A 17298-nucleotide genomic window follows, 5' to 3' on the forward strand; every position below is an offset into this window, starting at 1 on the left:
CAATAGAGGCTCTACCATGCCCAAACGTACCGACCTAAAATCCATCCTCATTATCGGCGCTGGCCCCATTGTGATCGGCCAGGCCTGCGAGTTCGACTATTCCGGCGCGCAAGCGTGCAAGGCTTTGCGTGAGGAGGGCTATAAAGTCATTCTCGTCAATTCCAACCCCGCCACGATTATGACCGACCCCGATATGGCCGATGTAACCTATATCGAGCCGATTATGTGGCAGACCGTGGAAAAGATTATCGCCAAGGAGCGCCCCGATGCGGTGCTGCCGACCATGGGCGGCCAAACGGCGTTGAACTGTGCGCTGGATTTGGCGCGCAACGGTGTGCTGGCGAAGTATAACGTCGAGTTAATCGGCGCCACGGAAGACGCCATCGACAAAGCCGAAGACCGCGGCCGCTTTAAAGAGGCGATGGAAAAAATCGGCCTGCATTGCCCGAAATCATTCGTTTGCCACACCATGAACGAGGCGCTGGCGGCGCAGGAGCAGGTGGGCTTTCCCACGCTGATCCGCCCGTCTTTCACCATGGGCGGCTCGGGCGGCGGCATTGCCTACAATAAAGACGAATTTATGGCGATTTGCGAGCGCGGTTTCGATGCCTCGCCCACGCACGAATTGCTGATCGAGCAGTCGGTGTTGGGCTGGAAAGAGTATGAAATGGAGGTGGTGCGCGATAAAAACGACAACTGCATCATCATCTGCTCGATTGAAAACTTCGACCCGATGGGTGTGCACACCGGTGATTCGATTACCGTTGCGCCCGCGCAAACGCTCACCGATAAGGAATACCAAATTATGCGTAATGCCAGCTTGGCGGTGTTGCGCGAAATCGGCGTGGACACCGGCGGCTCCAATGTGCAGTTTGCCGTGAACCCCGCCAACGGCGAGATGATTGTGATCGAGATGAACCCGCGCGTGAGCCGTTCTTCGGCGCTGGCTTCCAAGGCCACCGGTTTCCCGATTGCGAAAGTGGCGGCCAAGCTGGCGGTGGGTTTCACTTTGGACGAATTGCGCAACGACATCACCGGCGGCCGCACGCCGGCATCGTTCGAGCCGAGCATCGATTATGTGGTAACGAAAATCCCGCGTTTCGCCTTTGAAAAATTCCCCGCCGCCGACGACCGCCTGACCACGCAGATGAAATCGGTGGGCGAGGTAATGGCGATGGGCCGCACCATTCAGGAATCGATGCAGAAAGCCCTGCGCGGCTTGGAAACCGGCTTGTGCGGCTTCAACCCGAAAACCGACGACAAGGCCGAAATCCGCCGCGAGCTGGCCAACCCCGGCCCCGACCGCATTCTGTATGTGGCCGATGCGTTCCGCGCCGGTTTCAGCAAAGAAGAAATCCATGAAATCTGCGCGATTGACCCGTGGTTTTTGGCGCAAATCGAAGACATCGTGGCCGAAGAGCAAAAGGTTTCAGACGGCCGTCTGAACGATTTGGATTACGCCGCCCTGCGCCGCCTGAAACGCAAAGGTTTTTCAGACAAGCGTTTGGCGCAATTGTTAGGCCTGTCTGAAAAAGAAGTACGCGAACACCGCTATGCGCTGAAACTGCATCCGGTTTACAAACGCGTGGACACCTGCGCGGCCGAGTTCCAATCCGACACCGCCTATCTCTATTCCACTTATGAAGAAGAGTGCGAAGCAAGGCCGTCTGAAAACAAGAAAGTGATGATTCTCGGCGGCGGCCCCAACCGCATCGGCCAGGGCATCGAATTTGACTATTGCTGCGTGCACGCGGCTTTGGCGCTGCGCGAATCGGGCTTTGAAACCATTATGGTCAACTGCAACCCCGAAACCGTGTCCACCGATTTCGATACCAGCGACCGCCTCTATTTCGAGCCACTCACGCTGGAAGACGTGCTCGAAATCGTGCGCACCGAAAACCCGTGGGGCGTGATTGTGCACTACGGCGGCCAAACGCCGCTGAAGCTGGCCAATGCCTTGGTGGAAAACGGCGTGAACATCATCGGCACGTCTGCCGACAGCATCGACGCCGCCGAAGACCGCGAACGCTTCCAAAAAGTGCTGCACGACCTCGGCCTGCGCCAGCCGCCCAACCGCACCGCCCGCAACGAAGAAGAAGCGCTGGTGTTGGCCGAAGAAATCGGCTACCCGCTGGTGGTGCGCCCGTCGTATGTGTTGGGCGGCCGCGCCATGCAGGTGGTGCATTCGGCCGAGCAATTGCAGAAATACATGCGCGAAGCGGTGCAGGTGTCGGAAGACAGCCCCGTGTTGCTCGATTTCTTCCTGAACAATGCCATCGAAGTGGATGTGGACTGCGTTTCAGACGGCAAAGACGTAGTGATCGGCGGCATCATGCAGCACGTTGAGCAGGCCGGCATCCACTCCGGCGATTCCGGCTGCTCGCTGCCGCCGTATTCGCTCTCCGAAGAAGTGCAGGAAGAAATCCGCCGCCAAACCAAAGCGATGGCCTACGCGCTGAACGTGGTCGGCCTGATGAACGTGCAGTTTGCCGTACAGGACGGCGTGGTGTTCGTGCTCGAAGTGAACCCGCGCGCCTCGCGCACCGTGCCGTTTGTGTCGAAAGCCACTTCCGTGCCGCTGGCCAAAGTGGGCGCGCGCGCGATGGCTGGCATCAGCCTGAAAGAGCAAGGCGTTGAAAAAGAAGTGATTCCCGACTTTTATGCCGTGAAAGAAGCCGTGTTCCCGTTTATCAAATTCCCCGGCGTGGACACCATTCTCGGCCCCGAAATGCGCTCCACCGGCGAAGTGATGGGTGTGGGCGCCACCTTTAGCGAAGCCTATCTGAAATCGCAGCTGGGCGCGGGCGAGCGCCTGCCCGAAAGCGGCAAAGTGTTCCTTGCCGTGCGCAACGAAGACAAACCGCTGGTGGTGAAAACCGCCAAAAACTTCCAGCAGCTCGGCTACAGCCTGGTCGCCACGCGCGGCACTGCGGCCTACCTGAAAGAGCACGGCGTGGAAGACGTGGCCGTGATCAACAAAGTGCTCGAAGGCCGCCCGCATATTGTCGACGCCATTAAAAACGGCGAAATCGCGGTGGTGGTGAACACCGTGAGCAGCGATGCGCAGTCGGTGGCCGACAGCCACAGCATCCGCCGCACCGCACTCACCCAGCGCGTGCCGCAATACACCACCATCGCCGGCGGCGAAGCCATGAGCGAAGGCGCCAAAAGCATGAACGCGCTGGGCGTGTACAGCGTGCAGGAGCTGCACGGGCGGTTGAAGAAATAAGCGTTATCCACCTTAGCCGATTGGCAGCAAAGGCCGTCTGAAAAGTTTTCAGACGGCCTTTTCAATATGGTGTATGGAATTCAAGTGATTGTTTAATCAATACTTTAATATTTCCATCTAGATTCCCGCCTGCGCGGGAATGACAGGATTTAAGCCTTTCAGACGGCCCGAACAGATTTTATAAAGGCTTCAATTTATGTACCGTCATACTCGGGCTTGATCCGAGTATCTGCTATTTCTTTCAAAAACAATAAAATGCTCAGGATAGACCCGAGCATGGTGAAAAATAAACAAACAAAGCAAATGCTTGAAAATCACTTCGGCCGGCGGAAGGTGTCGTGGCAGGATTTGCAGCTCGCGCCCACTTTGTCATAAGCGGTTTTGATGGCATCGAGCTTGCCGGTTTGCGCCTGCGCGTTCAATTCGGCCACGGCGGCGTAGAATTTTTCTTGTTCGGCTTTAAAGGCATCGGGTTTTTCCCACGTTACCGGCAGCGTGTCGCCGTCGCCCTGTTCGTCTTTCTGAAAATATTCAAACGGTTTTTTGCTCTCTTCGGCAAACGTGGCGGCGGCGGCTTTGAATTTCTCAACGTCGTAAGCTTCGTCGCCTTTCACCATTTTGCCCATGCTGCTGAAATTGGGCATCATCGTTTTGAAAGCGGTGGTGCGCGCTTCGGATATCGGCCCTTTGGCCGCATCGGCGGGCGCACCGCCGCAGACAGAGAGGGCAAATGCGGCGGCGGCCGCCCAAGCCGCAGTCAGTTTGGTTTTCATGCTGGTGTTTCCTTATGCTATAGTGGATTCAATTACTTCGGTACAAGGCAGCAAGCCGCAGACAGTACAAATAGTACGGCAAGGCGCAGCAACGCCGTAACGGAGTAAGTGGATTCACTATACTATGGTTGTTATGGTTCCGTTATCATACCCGAAACCGCGCGGCGGCGGGTGTTCCGCAAGCGGCGTGCATCAAACCGTTTGCATTTTATTGAGGAGAAGGATATGACGATTTTAATCACCGGCGCATCGGCCGGTTTCGGTGAAGCCATGTGCCGCAGCTTTGTGGCAGCGGGGTATAAAGTTATCGGTGCCGCGCGTCGGCTGCACAAGCTGGAAGCCTTGCAGGCGGAGTTGGGCGAACGTTTCCACCCGCTGGAAATGGATATGACGCGCACCGAATCCATCTATCATGCTTTGCAGAGCCTGCCGGAAAACTTCGCCGAAATCGACTGCCTGATCAACAACGCCGGTTTGGCGCTCGGCCTCGACGGGGCCGACAAAGCCGATTTCAACGATTGGGAAACCATGATCCAAACCAATATCATCGGCTTGAGCTATTTAACCCGCCAAGTGCTGCCGCAGATGGTGGCGCGCAAAAGCGGCTATATCATCAACCTCGGCTCGATTGCGGGCACTTATCCCTACCCGGGCGGCAATGTGTATGGCGCCACCAAAGCCTATGTGCGCCAGTTCAGCCTCAACCTGCGCGCCGATTTGGCGGGCACGGGCGTGCGCGTGAGCAACATCGAGCCGGGCTTGTGCGGCGATACCGAGTTTTCCAACGTGCGTTTCAAGGGCGACGGCGAACGCGCGGCCAAACTGTATGAAAACGTGCAGTTTATCCGCCCGCAGGATATCGCCGACACGGCTTTGTGGCTCTACCAGCGCCCCGCCCATATGAATGTGAACAGCATCGAAATCATGCCGGTGGCGCAGAGCTTCGGCGCACTGCCCGTACACCGCGAAGCCCCGCCGCCCGCCGTGCAGCCGGACGACGGCTTTGAGAAACAAAGTATGTCGTTGTTCCAAAAAATCAAATCGTGGTTTAAATATAGTGAATTAAAATAAGAATGCCGAAGTAGGGTAAAACGATTCTTTAGCATATCGCCCAATTGCAAGTTTGAATGCAGTTATTTCATTTCGGGGTTTTTATTTGAATTCGCTATAATAGCGTTTAAAATGTTTTAAGGCCGCCTGAAACCGCATTGCGCTTGTTTTCAGACGGCCTGAGAAAATGTTGGAAAGCTTGGTTTGCTTACACTTTTATACCCATAGCTTTTATTTTTGTTGAAATGATTATTTTGCGATTTTTGAGTATTCTCAAAAACTACGCGGCTTTGCGTGACTTTGGATATGCTTGACAATCCTCAAGAATACCAAAATGGGTTTTCATGTAAAAAATGAAAATTGTAAACAAACACGACGATTTTATAAGCTATATCAATAAGATCGGGCCAATTTTCAAGTATGACAATAGCTTTAAAAAAGCTACAGGGTATTTTCTAACCATAATTTCTTCAAAAGTTGCCAACCCAGCCCTGCGCCAATTTATCCGCTTCGGCCAGCCGCTCCGCCGTGCCCACATCCAACCACAAACCGGTGTGGTTTTCGCCGGAAACCAAGCCCGCAGACATGGCTTCGCGCAGCAGCGGAGCGAGTTTGGCGGCTTGGCGCGGTGGCGTGTTGCGGAACAAATCGGGGTGGTAAACCCCCATGCCGCTGAACGTGAGCGCCCGGCCGGCCGCATCCGCCGAGGCCACCGCACCGTTCTCCTGCAAAATGAAATCGCCCTTCGGATTGTGTTCGGGATTGGGCACAAGCCACAAATGGGCCAGTTTGCGCTGCCGGCGCAAGGTTTCGGCCGCTGCAAAGGCCGTCTGAAAATCAATATCGGTTAACACATCACCGTTTACCACCAAAAACGGCTCGCTACCCAACAGAGGCAGCGCGGTGGCGATGCCGCCGGCGGTTTCCAAGCCGGTTTCGCCTTCGGGAGAATAGCGGATATTCACGCCGTAAGCCCCGCCCGAGCCTAAGACCGCTTCGATTTGCGCGCCTAGCCAGGCATGGTTGATCACGATTTCACCGATACCGGCGGCACGCAGGCGGCGCAAATGCCAGCCTATCAGCGGTTCGCCCGCTACTTTCAACAAGGGCTTCGGGCAGGTGTCGGTGAGCGGGCGCATACGCTCGCCGCGCCCGGCCGCTAAAATCATGGCTTTCATAAAGGTTTGCAGTTGTTTAAAGAAAAGCGGATTGTATAACAAAAGGGAGGAGGCTTTTGCAAAAAATCGTACCGCTTTTAAATACTGAGATACTGGTTTAAACCTTAGCCAATCAACTTAATTTAAATAACATTTCTAAACTATTCCCTCTACTACATCACCTTGTACTTTCTTCGGAGTACCTTTACCCAAGCAGGGGGGAGGGGGGGCAGATCAAAATTTCTCGTATTCGACAATCATATATTTGCCGCCGATGTTTTTGGTGGCGTCGCCGTCGTCGCTCATGAAAATCAGGCGGTTTTGGCCGTTGATTTTCACCGAATCCACGGCTTCCACGTTGGTCATCAGGTTCATATTGGGCAGGTCGATGGATTTGGGCGCTGCATTCGGTTCGCCGCTCCAAACCCAAAACTGCGGGAATTTCTTGCCCTTCTCGTCTTTCACTTCGTTGGTTAACACGAATGCTTTCTGCACCGGGTCGTAGTTGAGCGAGCGGATACCGCCGCCTTTGATATCTAAAAATGCCACGTCGGTGAAGTTGGGCTGTGCGCTTTCGGCAAACATCTCTTTCGGGTTATCGATATACAGCACCATGGATTTGTCGCTGAACTCGGGATCGCGGAAGCCGAGCAACAGGCGGTTTTTCACCGGGTCGTAAGCCAAGCCTTCGATGTTAACGGTTTTGAAATCGAGCATGGTGCCGATTTTATTGCGGATAAGCTGCTCCACCTGCTCGGAATTTTCCAAAATATCCACCAAACCGTCGAACGAGCTGAGTTCCACCACGTCGTTGCCGCGGATTTTGAAGCGGATAAAGTGTTCGCGGTCGGGGCGGCGCACGCCTTCGCGGTTGCGCGAATGCGAGGTGATGGCATAGATGTAGCCGTCGTTATCCATGGTCAAGCCCTCCAAATCGCTGAGTTTGCGTTTGAAGCCGCGAACGATGCGGGTGTCGGCCGTTTCGTTTTCTTCGAGCGAGCCGTCGGGTTTGAACGAAACGATGCTGGCGGCACGCGAATGTTCGTCTTCAACCACCAGCAGGCGGCCGTCGGGCAGTTGTTGGACGGCGGAAGGCTCATACAGCCCCTGGAAAGAATTGATGCCCACCTTGCTCAACTCGGCGGCGGCTTTGCTTGCCTGCATGGAAGGCACCACACCGGGCAGGGTTTTGATGGCGATAAAGGCCAGCACCGAAACCAGCAACCCCCAACGGAAGGCGGCATACGACATATTCAGATATTTGAACTGCTTGTTGGCGAGTTGGCCGAGCCAATAAAGCTCGTCGCTCATTTTTTTATACACCTGCTCGCGGTCGGCCATAATGTCCTGCATCATTTCCCAATAGCGCTCTTTCGAGATTTTGACGCGGTCTTCATAAATCAGAATGTTCGGCGTTTCATCGACATAGTGTGCTTCAGGCTCAAACACGCGGGCTTTGAAATCTTTAACCGAGGCTTTGCGTTTAAATACGTCTTTCAGCCATTCGGCCGTTGCGCGCAATTTACCCATGCGTTCGGGCGAGGCCGACAACAAGGCAAACACGATGGAAGATGCGGCTGTGGCCATAAAAATGCCCGCCGGCACGAGAAACTCGGGCGAAGTAGAGAAGATAAACGCACCCGAAATCATCAGAGCCGACACGATAAAGCCGTTGAGCGAGATCATGATGTTGGCCTTGGTGGCCGCCAGCGCCAACAGTTCCATTTCGGTGCGGAAGGCGTTGCGGAACATGGTTTCCACGCCTTTGGCGGTGCCGATCTGCACCACCGATTCGGCAATAGGCGTCAGCTCCGTTTCCGCTGCTTTTTCTTTGCGTTTGGCTGCTCTTCTGGCTTTCTTTTTCGCTTTTCTACCACCGGGCGCTACGGCACCGCTTTCCGTTGCGGCACTTTGCGCTCCACCGCCCTCTTCCGCCGTTTGGCCGGTGTCTGCTTGGCCGGCATCGTCTAAGTTTTCCAAAAACAATACCGGTTCCTGATTAAAAGTGTTGTCGGTTTGGGTGTGCGCCGCTTCATGAAGCGGGTTATCTAAAGAAACGCCCTGCCGGGCGGCTTGGTTTTCAGACGGCATACCGTCGGTTTTGCGGGCTTTGTTGTTGTTTTCAGCCATATCGGAATCCTGTTGTTACTGTGTGTGATAATTTTCCAGTTTATGTTTAAATTTAAACAAATGAAATTATCATTATAACCAAACAAACTAACAATAAGATTTACATCTTTACAATTTGCATAACGTTTGTTAACTCTTAGTGTAACTTTATATAAACACAAAGGTTTTCGAATATTGTCGATATAGCCTTCCTCTATGGCTCTTCTTTGAAAAATCGTTTAATTTAAAACAAACTTCGGAAGTTTACACTCGCCGTGGTGCCGTTTTGATTTTGCCTGCCCCTCCCAAACAAAAAACAGCCGGGTCAAGCTCCGAACACAGCGTGTTGTTATTCTGCACGCGATGCGTGGAAAAATTCAGGCCGTCTGAAACGTTTCAGACGGCCTGGGTTTGTTATAGTTAAACCGCTTACTCATCAGTAATTCCGTCATACCCGGGCTTGGCCCGGGTATCTCAAAACTTGCTAAAACTCAAGATATAGTGAATTCAAATAAAAACTCCGAAATGAAATAACTGCATTCAAACTTGCAATTGGGCGATATGCTAAAGAATCGTTTTACCCTACTTCGGCATTCTTATTTTAATCCACTATACTCGGGTCAAGCCCGAGTATGACGTTACTTTTCTTAGGTTGCAGGTTGGTTAACTACAAGCCGGTTCGTTAGGGCTTGCGCTGCTCGAACAGCCAGTCGCGGATGCCTTCGATGTTGTAGGCGATACGCCAAGTGTTGGCGTGGTTGGCACCGCTGTTGTCGGTTTGGCCGGCGGGCACCACCGTGCCTTTCTGCAAAACGGTGTAGTTGATGTTGGCGTTTTGGCTGCGCATGGCGCGCGCTTCGGCATCGAACTCGGCGGGCGTGGAGAGGCCGCTCCATGTTTTACGCGCCACTTTGGCACCGCGTTTTTCGAGGGCGGCGGTAACGGCGTTCATGCCGGGATAGGCTTTTTCATCGCCTTCCGAAACCACAATCCACATTTTGCTTTTCGCCAGCGGCGCAACTTTGGCAGCATCCCATTGCGCGGCCACGATGTAGGAAGCGGCGAAGAAATCGGGGTGTTTGATGTTCATCGCCATTTCCATCATGCCGCCGCCCGACTGGCCGGTGGCGTAACGGCGCGCAGGGTCGATGTTGTATTGGGTTTGCAGGTGTTTGATGAGATTGATCACGGCATCGGCATCGTTGGTGGCTTCGGATTTATCGTTCACGGTTTTATGGTTGAACTGCGGCGCCAACACGAATGCTTCGTTTTTGGCCTGTGATTCGGGCGAAGCCCAAACCACCGCGCCCAAACCCTGCTGGAGGGTGGTTTTGACCTCGCTGCCGGTTACGCCCGCATCGTGGATAAACAGCACCAGCGGATAGGCTTTCTGCGGGTTGTAGTTTTTCGGCACAAACAGGTTGTAGTTAACGGTTACGCCGGTTTGCGGGTCGGCGAACGAGGCTTGTTTGAAGTCGTCCACCACTAAATTGACGGCGGTTTTGCTCTGCCATTCGTTGCCGGTGGGGGCGATGGTGTTGCCGCCGGTGTCGGCGATGTCGCCGGTTTGGGTAACTTTCAGCTCGGGTTTGCGGCGGATGATGTCGCGCCCTTCCACGCCGAAGGCAACGGCGTCTTCATCGTTTTTGGAAAGCTCGACCACCACATAACGGCCGTTTTTGGGCTGCTCGGCGGTAACGGGGGCATCGTTGGCATACACTTTGGTAACTTTGCGGTCGGCCACGGCGAAATCTTCGGCCTGCAACGAAGCGTTGCTGATGTCGGCCGCGTATTTCACCACGGCGGCGGTGATTTTCTGGCCGTCGCCGAACACTTCGGTTACGGCGCCCACTTCCTGCACGGGGTCGGCAGCGGCGGTGGTTTTATCGGCGGGGAACACGGAAGTGAGGGCCTGGCAGCCCGACAAGGCCGCAACCAGACCGGCGGCGGCTAAAGCGGTAGTGATTTTTTTCATAATCCATACTTTCAGAAAAACCGGCAAGGCGTGATGCGGCACTATAACCGCGCGCTTGGCGTTTGTGTGCGCCGCCATACGGAACGGCGGTTTTATCGTATAAACGTAATATAGTGGCTTAAATTCAAAATAGTACAGCGTTGCCTCGCCTTAGCTCAAAGAGAACGATTTTGTAAGCCGCTGAAGCGGCAACAGAATCGGTTCCGTACTATCTGTACTGTCTCGGCTCGGCGCCTTGTCCTGTTTTGAATTTAAGCCACTATAAATGTAAAACAAACGTAAAAAGGCCGTCTGAAATCACAAGGTTTCAGACGGCCTCGGCTGCGTTTTGGTTCACACCACAATGGCGCCCAGCGAGTCGGTGGGTTTGAAGGCGGCGAAAATGCCTTCGATAATGCCGATAACGGTGGGGATAAACGTCCAGCTGAGCAGAAAATACAGTATCCCCATCCACACGCGGCCGGCACAGAACTTGTGCACACCGAACGTACCGAACAGCAGCGCCATCGCCACATAAAGGGCTTTGTTGCAGGTGTGCGGGTAGGAAGCGGCGTAAGAAACGGGAACATTCATGGTGTTTTCCTTGTGTTATGCGGTTGTTTTAACGGCCTCTAAATGGTGGGCGCCGCTTTAAATTAAAAGCGGTTTTTTCGTAAAAACAGGCAAACGCAAGCTTTGCCCGAAACGGCGGGGTAGAAAAAACCTGTGTTATACGGCCTTTGCAAAATTCATTGAGGCCGTCTGAAATGTTGGATTCCGTCATTATCGGGCTTGACCCGATAATCCGGCATTTGCCGTTCAGGCGGAAGACGGATAGTTCGGAAATATCCGGCACATCCGCGTTAAGTTTCAGACGGCCTGTTTGTTAAAACAGCGTTTTCACCGCCGCTTCGATATCGTCGGCACGCATAAAGGTTTCGCCGATTAAGAAGGTGTGCACGCCGTGGTTCTGCATAAAGGTTACGTCTTCTTTGTTGCGGATGCCGCTTTCGGTAACCACGGTTTTGCCTGCAAGCGCGGGCAGCAGGTCGAGCGTTTGCTGCAACGACACGTCAAACGTGCGCAGGTTGCGGTTGTTCACGCCCCACAGCGGCGTGGTGAGGTTGCGGCACTTTTCCAGCTCGGCGGGGTCGTGCAGCTCCAGCAGCACCGCCATGCCCAGATTGTGCGCGGTGTGCTCGAACTGCTCCAATTCATGCGCTTCGAGTGCGGCGGCAATCAGCAGCACGGCATCGGCGCCCCAGGCGCGGGCCTGATAAACCTGATAGTCGTCGATGATGAAGTCTTTGCGCAGCACGGGCAGGTTTACGGCGGCTTTGGCTTGCTTGAGATATTCGGGCGAGCCTTGGAAATACTGCTCGTCGGTCAGCACCGACAAACAGGCCGCGCCGGCGCGCTCATAAGCCCGCGCGATGTCGGCAGGGTGGAAATCGGGGCGGATCAAGCCTTTGGAAGGGCTGGCCTTTTTCACTTCGGCAATCACCGCCGGCAGGCCGGCGGCGTGTTTGGCACGGATGGCTTCCACAAATCCGCGCGCAGGCTCGGCCGCCAGCGCCTGCGGTTTGAGTTCGTTTAAAGGCAGCGCGGCTTTGGCGGCGGCCACTTCCCCGGCTTTGGTAGCGAGGATTTTGTTTAAGATGTCTGGCATGGCAATCTTTCGGTTAGATAAGGTTTTCAGACGGCCTGAAACCTTTGCAAGCCGTTTAGGCCGTCTGAAACAGTATGGGGTTGGCAAACGGATGGCGAAGTATAAAAGATAAGGCCGCTCGAAAGCCACCGTTTCAGACGGCCTGCATTAAAACTTCGGCAGCCGCCAAGCCACGCGGTGCGCCCACAGCCTGAGCACATAACCGCCGAACAGCAGCAGATTCAATGTGAACGGGTTTACCCAGCCCAGTTTGTCCAAACCGTAGAGCGCAAGGCCGATAATCACCGACACGGTGCCGTAAAAATCCTTGCGTAAAATCATGGGAATATCGTTCACCAGCACATCGCGCACAATGCCGCCGCCCACCGCCGTGATAAAGCCGAGCATTACCACGCCGAAAATGTTCACATCCAGCGCCAAGCCTGCCTGCGCGCCGGTGATGGTGAACGCCGCCAAACCCAACGAGTCGGCCCATAAAAACACCGCCGCCAGCTCGCGTTTGCGGGTGTTTTGCAGCTTGAACCCCCAGGCAAGCAGCAACGTGATGCCGATAACCGCCCATGCGGTGTTTTGGGTGAACACCAGCGGTATGCGGCCGACAATGGCATCGCGCATCATGCCGCCGCCGATGGCGGTCAGCATGGCCGTAATCATCACGCCCAGCATATCCAGCCGCTTGCGCACGCCGACCAGATAGCCGGAAAGGGCGAAAGCGGCGGTGCCGATGATGTGGATGATTTCGGTGGCGTTCATAACAACCCTTGAAATGGAAAAAGCATATTATAAAATCAGCCGGGCAGGCCGTCTGAAATATTCTGCCGCAAAGCCCTGCACACAGCTATAATCAACCGCATTATCTGATTTTTAACGATTCAGACGGCCTGAGACCTTTGCCCCCGGATATGGATGCAGTTCAAGGCGCAGCAGCGCAGCGAGTGCAGACATATCAAGCAGATAGGCAAACGAGCAAGCAGCACCCTAAAAGGCATAAACGCACAACGCAGAAATACGCCGTAGATTGGGGTTTTGCAAAGGCTCCGGCCCGAATCCCACCACACCGAAAGCCCCCATGACCCGCTATTCCCTCTTCGCCACCTGCCCGCGCGGCCTCGAAAGCGTTTTGCAGCAGGAACTCTCCGCGCTCGGCTGCGGCCAACCCGAACCCACCGACGGCGGCGTGGCCTGCAAAGGCACGCTGGAACAGGTTTACCGCATCAACCTGCATTCGCGCACCGCCAGCCGCGTGCTGCTGCAACTGACCAAAGGCAGCTACCGCAGCGAAGCCGACATCTACACCCTCGCCCGCAATATCCGCTGGGCCGAATGGTTCGGGCTGGAACAAACCTTCAAAGCGAAAGTGGAAGGCAGGCGCGCACGGGTGAAAAGCCTCGATTTCGCCGCCCTGAAAATCAAAGACGCCCTGTGCGACGCCTTCCGCGACGCGCTCGGCGCACGCCCCAGCGTGGGCAAAACCAACCCTGATGTGCGCGTACACGCCTTTATCGGCGAACAAACCGTACAGATTTTTATCGACACCAGCGGCGAAGCCCTGTTCAAACGCGGCTACCGCCAAGACACGGGCGAAGCCCCGCTGCGCGAAAACCTCGCCGCCGGCCTGCTGCTGCTGGCGGGCTACGACGGCACGCAGCCGTTTCAAGACCCGTTTTGCGGCAGCGGCACCCTCGCCATCGAAGCCGCCCGGATAGCCGCCCGCCGCGCCCCCGGCCTGATGCGCCGTTTCGGCTTTGAAAAACTCAAAAATTTTGATGCTGCATTATGGCAGAACCTGCGCCGCGAAGCCGAACAGCAAGCGCTGCCGCAAACGCCCGCCCCCATCGGAGGCAGCGATAACGACCGTTTCATGATACGCACCGCCGAAGCCAACGCCCAAGCCGCCGGCGTCGGCAACCTGATTGATTGGCGCGTGCAGGATGCACAGTCCGTCCGCCCCAACGGCGACAACGGTATCATGGTTTCCAACCCGCCCTACGGCGTGCGGCTGGCCGAAGTGCAGGCGCTGCACGCGCTTTATCCGCAGCTGGGCACATGGCTCAAACAACACTACGCGGGCTGGCGCGCCGGCATGTTCACCGCCGACCGCGAAATGCCCAAGCTGATGCGCCTCTCGCCCAAACGCAAAATCCCGCTGTTTAACGGTAACCTCGACTGCCGCCTGTTTCTGATCGATATGGTGGCGGGATCTAACCGGTAAGCGGCTGCCCTTAACAGCCAGAGGCTTTTGAAGCCGGTTTAAACACACTTCAGGCCGAGACCTTTGCAAAATACGCTTTAATTCTGAATTTATTTATGTTTCGTCATACCCGTGCCCAACCTGAGTATCTGTTATTTCTTTTGAAACAATAAAGATGCTCGGGTCAAGCCCGGGCATGACGCAGAAGTTTTAAGATACTGAAAGGAATTTTGCAAAGGCTTCAGGCCGTCTGAAAAGGTGAACTGCACCCCAAAAATTGGACACCCCCTCCAACTTTAAAAGGTGCAGTTTTCTTATGTCCAAATATAACCTACACTTCAAATACCGAGCCGTACCCCATTACCACCAAGTGCACAGCCAACAGCGCACCGCAGAGCACTTCAACGTCTCACGCACCCACCTGCGCCGTTGGATAGCCGCCTACCGGCAAGGCGGTATCGCCGCACTCCAACACCCGCAGGCTGCCTCTATGAAGACCAAACGCAAAAACCCGTTTATCGCCGACAAACCCGACCACGAAAAAACCCAGGCGGAACTGATTGAAGAGTTACGTTACATGAGAGCGGAGAACGACTACCTAAAGCACATGAAAGCCCTCAACGAAAAGAACGCCGCCAAAGCTGCGAAACCGTTCAAACGTTGAGGGCGAAGCACCCGCTGAAATATCTGCTGCATAGTGCCGGCATTCCCAAAAGCAGCTTTCATTACCATATCGGCAAAGCCGATCCCGATGCGGCGGCCAAAACCGCCGTGAGTGAAGTCTATCGCCGACACAAAGGCCGTTACGGTCATCGGCGGATTGCCGCCGTATTGTCGTGGAACAAAAAGAAAGTGCGGCGCATTATGGGTTTGTTGGGACTAAAAGCCAAAGTCCGCAGTAAAAAAACCTACCGTCCGCAAGCAGTAGGAGAGGCTTCGGACAATATTCTCAATCGAGAGTTTACCGCCGGCAAACCGGCAGACAAATGGCTGACCGATGTGACGGAGTTCAAATGCACAGACGGGAAGCTGTACTTATCGCCGATATTGGATGTGTTTAATCGGGAGATTGTGGCCTATTCTTTAGGCCGCAGAGCAAACAGTAAAATGGTGGCGCAAATGTTGGACCAAGCATTCGGCCGTCTGAAAGGCCAAACGCCGCTGCTGCATTCCGACCAAGGTGTGCTTTACCGCACCGAGGCTTATCGAACGAAATTGGCTGAGAAAGGGATTGTGCAAAGTATGTCGCGCAAAGGCAATTGTTGGGACAATGCGCCGATGGAGAGTTTCTTCGGTATACTGAAAACGGAGAGTTTCTATCAGGAAGGTGCGCTGTCGGTGGCGGAGTTGACAGAGGTAATAGATGATTACATACATTACTACAATCATGAACGGATTAGTTTAAACTTGAAAAAGCTGAGTCCTGTCGGCTACAGAACCCAGCTTGAAAAGGCTGTTTGATAAAGATTCTTAACTTGTCCAAGTATTGGGGGACAGTTCAGGTTTTCAGACGGCCTTTAAGTGTAGGAAATGGTCGGGTTGTTTACACAACAGGTTGGGAATGAAGCCTGTAAAACCTCAAAAAGGGGGGTCGCCTTTCAGGCTCTTGTGGGGCTTGACGGTGTTATAAAAGTTAACAAAACGACATAACTCTTTTTGCCGGAGCGCCGAATCCTTAAACGGATGCTTGTCATGCCACATTTCCATTAAGGTACGGATAACCCGCTCGGCTTTACCATTGGTTTGCGGCCGGGCAACACGGGTGAATTTTTGGCTTATGTTGTTTTGCACACAGGCAATGCCAAACGGGTGCTCCGCATTGCCACGATTTCCACACCGTTGTCGGAATAGGCGCATTCGATGGTATAGGGACAACAATCTATCACATCGCGCAAAAGAAATTTGGCTGCGCTGGCTGCTGTACGGTCCGGCAATATTGCAGCATACAGCTCGCGGGAAAAATCATCAATGGCAACAAACAGATAATCCCGAGGGTCGGTTGCTTTTTGGTTTTGTAGCAAAGGCAGCCGTTTGGTATCGAAATGAACCATTTCGCCGGGATAGGATTGGTTGTAACGCTTTGCCTGTTTTTTGAGTTTCTCTTCGATTTCCCGCTCAACTTTAGCCAGGCGTTTCATGCCGTATTTGGCTTGTTTAAAGCGGTTGTTGGTGCTTTTTTGCGGGGTGAGCAGCTGCAACCGGGCTGCTTTGAGTATGCGGTAAATCGTTACTCTGCTGACACGGTATTGTTGTGCCAACGAAGTTACACTGATTTTGTCTTGTGTATAAGCGCGCCAAATGGCCTGGCGGTTATGCGGGGTTAGCCGGGTATTTTTATGGATGTTCATGCAGTATTGTCTTTCAAATACTGTAAACAACACTAGCTTTTTCTACAGCTAGGAAGCAAAATCAGCAAAAATGATGATAAACTTCTGATATGCCTATTAAAAACAAGTACCAAAAGTTCAGTAAAATTACCGAATCAAAATCCCGTCAAATCCTGCACCTTTCCGCACTTGATTTGACCACTTCCGATACCGCCAGACTCACCGGCATCAGTATCCGAAGTATCAATAATCTGTTTCTCAAACTGCGTTGCCGCATGGCCGCTGAATGTGAACGGCAAACTCCTTTTGCCGGGGTGGTCGAACTGGACGAATCCTACTTCGGCGCCAAACGCATCCGAGGTAAACGCGGGCGGGGAGCGGGAGGCAAAACCATTGTTTTCGGCATTTTAAAACGGGATGACAAAGTCTATACCGAAATCGTGCCGGATACCTCGAAAGCTACACTGTAACAGGTTATTCGAGGGCGGATTGCTGTTGAAAGTGTCATCAATACCGACGGCTGGCGCGGCTATCACGGCTTGGTTGATATGGGCTATGAAAAGCACCTCAGGGTACATCATGGTGCAGACGAGTTCGCCCGGGGTGCACAACACATTAACGGCATCGAGTCGTTTTGGGGTTATGCCAAAAACCGCTTGGTTAAATTTAACGGTGTATCGAAACAGACTTTTTATTTACACTTAAAGAAAACCGAATTTCGCTTCAATCACAGACATGATGATCTGTATAAAGTCTTGCTTAAAATACTGCGAAATCGACCCTTGGGCTAATTTTGCTTCCTAAGCCCCTATATAATATTCAAACCGAAACCTTCGGCG

General features: G+C 53.8%; 12 protein-coding genes and 3 pseudogenes. 6 read left to right on the forward strand and 9 right to left on the reverse strand.

The genetic code is table 11. From position 1 onward, the window contains the following. The first annotated feature begins 16 nt into the window (after nt 1-16). Nucleotides 17-3229, forward strand: coding sequence for a carbamoyl-phosphate synthase large subunit (gene carB / locus H3L92_RS10435; protein ID WP_085367030.1), 3213 nt, complete (start codon nt 17-19; stop codon nt 3227-3229). 314 nt (nt 3230-3543) lie between these two features. Here the strand turns inward: carB and H3L92_RS10440 are convergent, their stop codons facing one another. After that, nucleotides 3544-4002, reverse strand: coding sequence for a c-type cytochrome (locus H3L92_RS10440; RefSeq protein ID WP_085367031.1), 459 nt, complete (start codon nt 4000-4002; stop codon nt 3544-3546). Between the two features lie 225 nt (nt 4003-4227). Here H3L92_RS10440 and H3L92_RS10445 point away from each other — a divergent pair, with 225 nt between their 5' ends. Further along, entirely contained in the window at nt 4228-5073 is an 846-nt protein-coding gene (locus H3L92_RS10445) for an SDR family oxidoreductase (RefSeq protein WP_085367032.1), read from the forward strand. A gap of 449 nt (nt 5074-5522) precedes the next feature. Here the strand turns inward: H3L92_RS10445 and murU are convergent, their stop codons facing one another. From murU to H3L92_RS10480, 7 genes and pseudogenes are all read right to left on the reverse strand, one after another. Beyond that, on the reverse strand, nt 5523-6230 hold the full coding sequence (gene murU, locus H3L92_RS10450) for an N-acetylmuramate alpha-1-phosphate uridylyltransferase MurU (RefSeq protein WP_085367039.1): 708 nt from the start codon (nt 6228-6230) through the stop codon (nt 5523-5525). A 213-nt stretch (nt 6231-6443) separates the two neighbouring features. After that, nucleotides 6444-8339 carry a Pycsar system effector family protein gene (locus tag H3L92_RS10455; protein WP_245945431.1) on the reverse strand — a complete coding sequence of 632 codons (1896 nt, stop codon included), beginning with the start codon at nt 8337-8339 and terminating at the stop codon, nt 6444-6446. A gap of 661 nt (nt 8340-9000) precedes the next feature. Further along, nucleotides 9001-10371 (reverse strand): prolyl oligopeptidase family serine peptidase, encoded by a 1371-nt coding sequence (locus tag H3L92_RS10460; RefSeq protein WP_115336229.1) that lies wholly within the window; start codon nt 10369-10371, stop codon nt 9001-9003. A 255-nt stretch (nt 10372-10626) separates the two neighbouring features. Continuing rightward, on the reverse strand, nt 10627-10866 hold the full coding sequence (locus H3L92_RS10465) for a TM2 domain-containing protein (RefSeq protein ID WP_085367034.1): 240 nt from the start codon (nt 10864-10866) through the stop codon (nt 10627-10629). Nucleotides 10867-11158: 292 nt separating this feature from the next. Continuing rightward, on the reverse strand, nt 11159-11941 hold the full coding sequence (trpC, locus tag H3L92_RS10470; RefSeq protein WP_085367035.1) for an indole-3-glycerol phosphate synthase TrpC: 783 nt from the start codon (nt 11939-11941) through the stop codon (nt 11159-11161). Nucleotides 11942-12088: 147 nt separating this feature from the next. Then, the gene (locus H3L92_RS10475; RefSeq protein WP_085367036.1) at nt 12089-12694 is read right to left on the reverse strand and encodes a trimeric intracellular cation channel family protein; all 606 of its coding nucleotides are present in this window, start codon (nt 12692-12694) and stop codon (nt 12089-12091) included. Nucleotides 12695-12805: 111 nt separating this feature from the next. Beyond that, nucleotides 12806-12973, reverse strand: a pseudogene (locus H3L92_RS10480) (lipoprotein signal peptidase). A 37-nt stretch (nt 12974-13010) separates the two neighbouring features. Between H3L92_RS10480 and H3L92_RS10485 the strand changes: the two are divergent. From H3L92_RS10485 to H3L92_RS10495, 3 genes are all read left to right on the forward strand, one after another. After that, nucleotides 13011-14153, forward strand: coding sequence for a THUMP domain-containing class I SAM-dependent RNA methyltransferase (locus tag H3L92_RS10485; protein ID WP_085367037.1), 1143 nt, complete (start codon nt 13011-13013; stop codon nt 14151-14153). 295 nt (nt 14154-14448) lie between these two features. Beyond that, nucleotides 14449-14796, forward strand: coding sequence for a helix-turn-helix domain-containing protein (locus H3L92_RS10490; protein WP_085367038.1), 348 nt, complete (start codon nt 14449-14451; stop codon nt 14794-14796). Continuing rightward, entirely contained in the window at nt 14793-15593 is an 801-nt protein-coding gene (locus tag H3L92_RS10495; protein ID WP_085366649.1) for an IS3 family transposase, read from the forward strand. The genes H3L92_RS10490 and H3L92_RS10495 overlap by 4 nt, the downstream gene beginning before the upstream one ends. Before the next feature lie 56 nt (nt 15594-15649). Here H3L92_RS10495 and H3L92_RS10500 read toward each other — a convergent pair. After that, a pseudogene (locus tag H3L92_RS10500) lies at nt 15650-16480 on the reverse strand (integrase core domain-containing protein). Nucleotides 16481-16569: 89 nt separating this feature from the next. Here H3L92_RS10500 and H3L92_RS10505 point away from each other — a divergent pair. Continuing rightward, nucleotides 16570-17250, forward strand: a pseudogene (locus H3L92_RS10505) (IS1595 family transposase). The last annotated feature ends 48 nt before the right edge of the window (nt 17251-17298 follow it).

This window comes from Neisseria dentiae (assembly GCF_014055005.1).
GTDB lineage: Bacteria > Pseudomonadota > Gammaproteobacteria > Burkholderiales > Neisseriaceae > Neisseria > Neisseria dentiae.